The sequence below is a fragment of the Brevundimonas sp. genome (assembly GCF_036399195.1).
Taxonomy (GTDB): Bacteria; Pseudomonadota; Alphaproteobacteria; order Caulobacterales; family Caulobacteraceae; genus Brevundimonas.
Map to the genome: position 1 here is coordinate 1 of NZ_DASWNO010000286.1, position 3,971 is coordinate 3,971.

A 3,971-nucleotide genomic window follows, 5' to 3' on the forward strand; every position below is an offset into this window, starting at 1 on the left:
GTTCGATGTTGGCGCGCAGCTTGTCGGCGGTGGCCGAGGCCACGTTCAGGATCTTGCCGCGCAGGGGCAGGATGGCCTGGGTCGTGCGGTCGCGCGCCTGCTTGGCCGAGCCGCCGGCCGAGTCGCCCTCGACGATGAACAGCTCGGTCCCCTCGGCGGTCTGGCGCGAGCAGTCAGACAGCTTGCCGGGCAGTCGCAGCTTGCGCGTCGCCTGCGCCCGCTGGACCTCCTTGTCCTTGCGCCGCTTCAGGCGATCCTCGGCGCGCTCGATAACAAACCCCAGCAAGCTGTTGGCCTGCTTAGGACTTTCAGTCAGCCAGTGGTCCAGCGGATCACGCATCAGCTGCTCGACCAGCCTCTGGGCGTCGGGCGAGGACAGTCGGTCTTTGGTCTGACCCTGGAACTCGGGATTGCGAATGAAGACCGAGATCATGGCCCCGGCGTTGGCGATCACGTCCTCGGCCGTGATCAGGCCGGCGCGCTTCTCGTTGGTCAGCTCGCCATAGGCTTTCAGCCCCTTGACCAGCGCCGCGCGGAAGCCCGCCTCGTGCGTGCCGCCGTCCGGGGTGGACACCGTATTGCAGTAGGAGCTGACGAAGCCGTCGGCCTCGCCGAAGCCGATCGGCGACCATGTCACCGCCCATTCGACCGCGCCGGCCTCGCCCTTGCGCTCGACCCGGCCCGCGAAGGCGGGCGTCACCGTCTCCAGCTCGCCGATCCGCTCGGTCAGGGCGTCGGCCAAGCCGTTGGGGAAGTGGAAAACGGCCTCGGTCGGGGTGTGATCGGTGATCCGCTCGGCCGCACAGGTCCAGCGGATCTCGACGCCGCGGAACAGATAAGCCTTGGACCGGGCCATGCGGAACAGGCGGGCGGGCTTGAACGCCGCGCCGACCCCGAAGATTTCCTCGTCCGCCCTGAACCGGATCAGGGTGCCCTTCTTCTTCGAAGGCTGCACCTGGACGATCGAGCCCAGCGGCAGGCCGCGCGAGAACGACTGCTTCCACTCGAAGCCGTCGCGCCAGACGGTGACGTCGAGACGTTCGCTCAAGGCGTTGACGACGCTGACGCCGACGCCGTGCAAACCCCCTGACGTTTCATAGGCTTTTCCAGAGAACTTGCCGCCCGAGTGCAACACCGTCATCACGACTTCCAGCGCCGATTTGCCCGGGTGTTTGGGGTGGGGGTCCACCGGGATGCCGCGGCCGTCGTCCTTGACCGACAGCCAGCCATCGGCGTCGAGATCGACGGTGATCAGCTTCGCATGGCGGGCCACGGCCTCGTCCATGGCGTTGTCCAGCACCTCGGCGAACAGGTGGTGCAGGGCGCGCTCGTCGGTGCCGCCGATATACATGCCCGGACGCTTCCGGACCGGCTCCAGCCCTTCCAGCACCTCGATCGATGAGGCCGAATAGCCGGTGGCCGCCGCCAGGGGGGCGTGCGCTGCGTGCTCCGCGAGTCTTGCAGGGGTGACCGGCTCGGGCTTCGGGGCGGCGGCCTGCGGCGTCAGGGCCGGATCGGGCGCGGCGAGCGGGGTCGCCGGGCCTTGCGGCTCGGGGAGGTCATCGAACAGGGATGGCGCGGCGTTGGGACCCATAGCGGTACTGTGCTGCGATTCGGGGACCGGTCTGGTAGGCCCCGCGGCTCTTCTCCACAAGCGGCGCGGCGCTTGCGACCGGGGACGGCAGCATCGCTCGGGTCAGCACCGCGATGAACAGCACCCACGGCAGCCCCTGATGGGCCATCAGGATCGATTCCGACAGGCTGAGGATGAAGAAGGCCGCGAAGAAGCCCAGCGACCACCAACCCTCCCGCATGCCGGAGCCGGCGCTGCGCAGCACGGTCACGACGAGGGTCGCCAGCATCAAGGCGCCCACCAGAAACGCGCCCGGCCAGCCCAGCTGCACCAGCAGGTCGATCCAGCCGTTGTGCGCCGACGGCACGATCCAGCCGGTCTCCTTGCGCACCCAGTCGGCCGGGACGGACTCGCCGATACGGCCCCAGAAGGCGCCGTAGCCGTAACCGGTCCACGGCCGGTCGGCGACCTTGCGCATCAGGCTGTCCCAGATATCGGTGCGGCCCGTGAGGGACGGATCCTTGCCCAGCGCCTCGAGCACCGCGACCGAATGCGACTCCCACAGCCACACGCCCGCGCCCGCCAGCACCACCGCCGCCCAGACAGCCGCCACCGTGAAGGCCGCCCCGCCGCGCCGCATGGTCCAGAAACCGCCGACGACGGCCAGCCCGACCAGCAGGCACAGCAGCGAGGTCTTCGACTGCGTGGCCAGCACCAGCAACGACGACAGCAGCAGGGCGATCGCCGGCATGAGCTTGCGCGGATCAGGCGAGGCGAGGCAGGCGGCGGACGCCGTCGCCCCGATCACCATCACCGCCCCCATCTGGTTCTTCTCGTACCACAGGCCGCGCCACAGGCCGGCGTTGTCGTACTGATGCACGCCGATGGCGGGGAAGGCGAACACCATCACCAGACTGCCGATCGCCATGAACAGCGCCGTGTGCATCAGCAGCCGGGGCAGGTGGGGCCCTCGGAACACCGCGCCGAGATAGAGGGCGAAACCGCAACTGATGGCCAGGGCGATCACCCGCCGCATGGTGGTGGCGAAGTCGATCGACCAGTAGCGCGAGGCGAAGGCCAGGCCGACCAGCGCCGCGATCACCAGCATCGCCGGCCATGCCCGCCACAGACGGTCGACCCGGTACAGCAGCAGCCCCGCAATGGCCGCATAGGCCGGCAGCCACACCAGCCGCAGCACCGGCGTCTCTTCCTGCAGCGGTGCGAAAACAGGCCCGATCAGGGCTCCGGTCATCATTGCGACGATGACGCCGCAGATCGCCCGCTCCCACAGGTGGGGGGCGGGATCGGTCAGGACGTCGGTCGGACTGGATTCGCGCACCGGAGCAGGGTGGTTGATGCGGCTTAACGAAGGGTTGGGGCGGGGCTCAGCCGCGATCCTGTCGGCTGTGAAGAATGCGCCCAACGACCACCTGATCCGGGTCGATCCTGTAGATAGCGACAAAGCCGTCGCGGCCGAAGGGAACCACGAGCTTGCGTTCCTCACGATTGATCGCCCTGCCAACCGACGGGAACACCGCCAGCATCTTCAGATGATCGCGTATGGCGGCTTCTGCTTTCAGTGATCCGGCAGACGATAGTGCAGCCAGCCAATCGATCTGGGCCATCAGGTCCAGGTTCGCCCGTCGGCTCAGTACGACCTTCAACCGGTCGAACTCCGCCGCCGACGGTTTAACTCGGTGCTGAAGACATCGAGCGCTTCGTCGAGATCGACGAATGGGCCGGCGTAATCTACGGATGACGCGAGTTGGTCGTCCTTGACGCCGGTTTCTTGCGTCTCGCCTGTCCAGGCCCGCGTCGGCTCACTGAGGCCTACCGCCTTTCTCTCCGACCTCCGAAGGTCATCGCCATTGAGCAACAGCGACGCCAGCGTCACCTCGGCGAGACGCTCCGGGGTCAGGCCAATCCGCTTGGCGGCGGCAGCGAGCTTTTGGCGTGTTTCGTCGTCCAGATCGAGGGTGAAGGTCGCCATGGCCGCCAGTGTCGCACAAGGTCGTTGAGGAGGCTAGCGGATGCAATCTGAAATAGTGCTTGGTGCGTGTCGGCCCTCCCGCCCCTCTGAATGCGACTGGTGGCAAGCCGTGCCGGAATGGTCAGCGCACCCGAGCTTCCCTCAAGCCTTCTCCACGAACGTATCGATCACCTTCTTCTCGCCCGCCTTGTCGAACGCCACCGTCAGCTTGTTGCCCTCGATGCCGACCACATGGCCGTACCCGAACTTCTGGTGGAACACGCGTTCGCCCTTGGCCCAAGCGCCGCCGGCCTTCGGATCGGCCGTGGCCAACAGCCGCCCGTCCCCCTCGATCAGCGTATGGCGCGCCGATTTCGCGTCCGGCGCCCGTCCGGCGGTGAACGACTGGGCCCGCTTCCAGCCGGGCGA

General features: G+C 67.6%; 4 protein-coding genes and 1 pseudogene. All 5 read right to left on the reverse strand.

Features of this window, described 5'->3' with window-relative positions; all coding sequences use genetic code 11:
- Positions 1-1,594: DNA topoisomerase IV subunit B (locus tag VGB60_RS12495; RefSeq protein WP_331038577.1), on the reverse strand; the 1,594-nt coding region annotated here is incomplete at its 3' end.
- On the reverse strand, positions 1,560-2,912 hold the full coding sequence (locus VGB60_RS12500; RefSeq protein ID WP_331038578.1) for an O-antigen ligase: 1,353 nt from the start codon (positions 2,910-2,912) through the stop codon (positions 1,560-1,562). The genes VGB60_RS12495 and VGB60_RS12500, both read right to left, overlap by 35 nt.
- 46 nt (positions 2,913-2,958) lie before the next feature.
- Positions 2,959-3,237, reverse strand: a complete 279-nt coding sequence (locus VGB60_RS12505) for a type II toxin-antitoxin system RelE/ParE family toxin (protein ID WP_331038579.1) — start codon at positions 3,235-3,237, stop codon at positions 2,959-2,961.
- Positions 3,234-3,563 carry a hypothetical protein gene (locus tag VGB60_RS12510; protein ID WP_331038580.1) on the reverse strand — a complete coding sequence of 110 codons (330 nt, stop codon included), beginning with the start codon at positions 3,561-3,563 and terminating at the stop codon, positions 3,234-3,236. The genes VGB60_RS12505 and VGB60_RS12510 overlap by 4 nt, the downstream gene beginning before the upstream one ends.
- 141 nt (positions 3,564-3,704) lie before the next feature.
- Positions 3,705-3,971, reverse strand: a pseudogene (locus VGB60_RS12515) (DNA helicase II); the annotation flags it as partial.

What these genes read in the sequence shown, in the direction of transcription:
- VGB60_RS12510 (WP_331038580.1), bottom strand. Translation starts at nt 3,563, where the DNA reads ATGGCGACCTTCACCCTCGATCTGGACGACGAAACACGCCAAAAGCTC.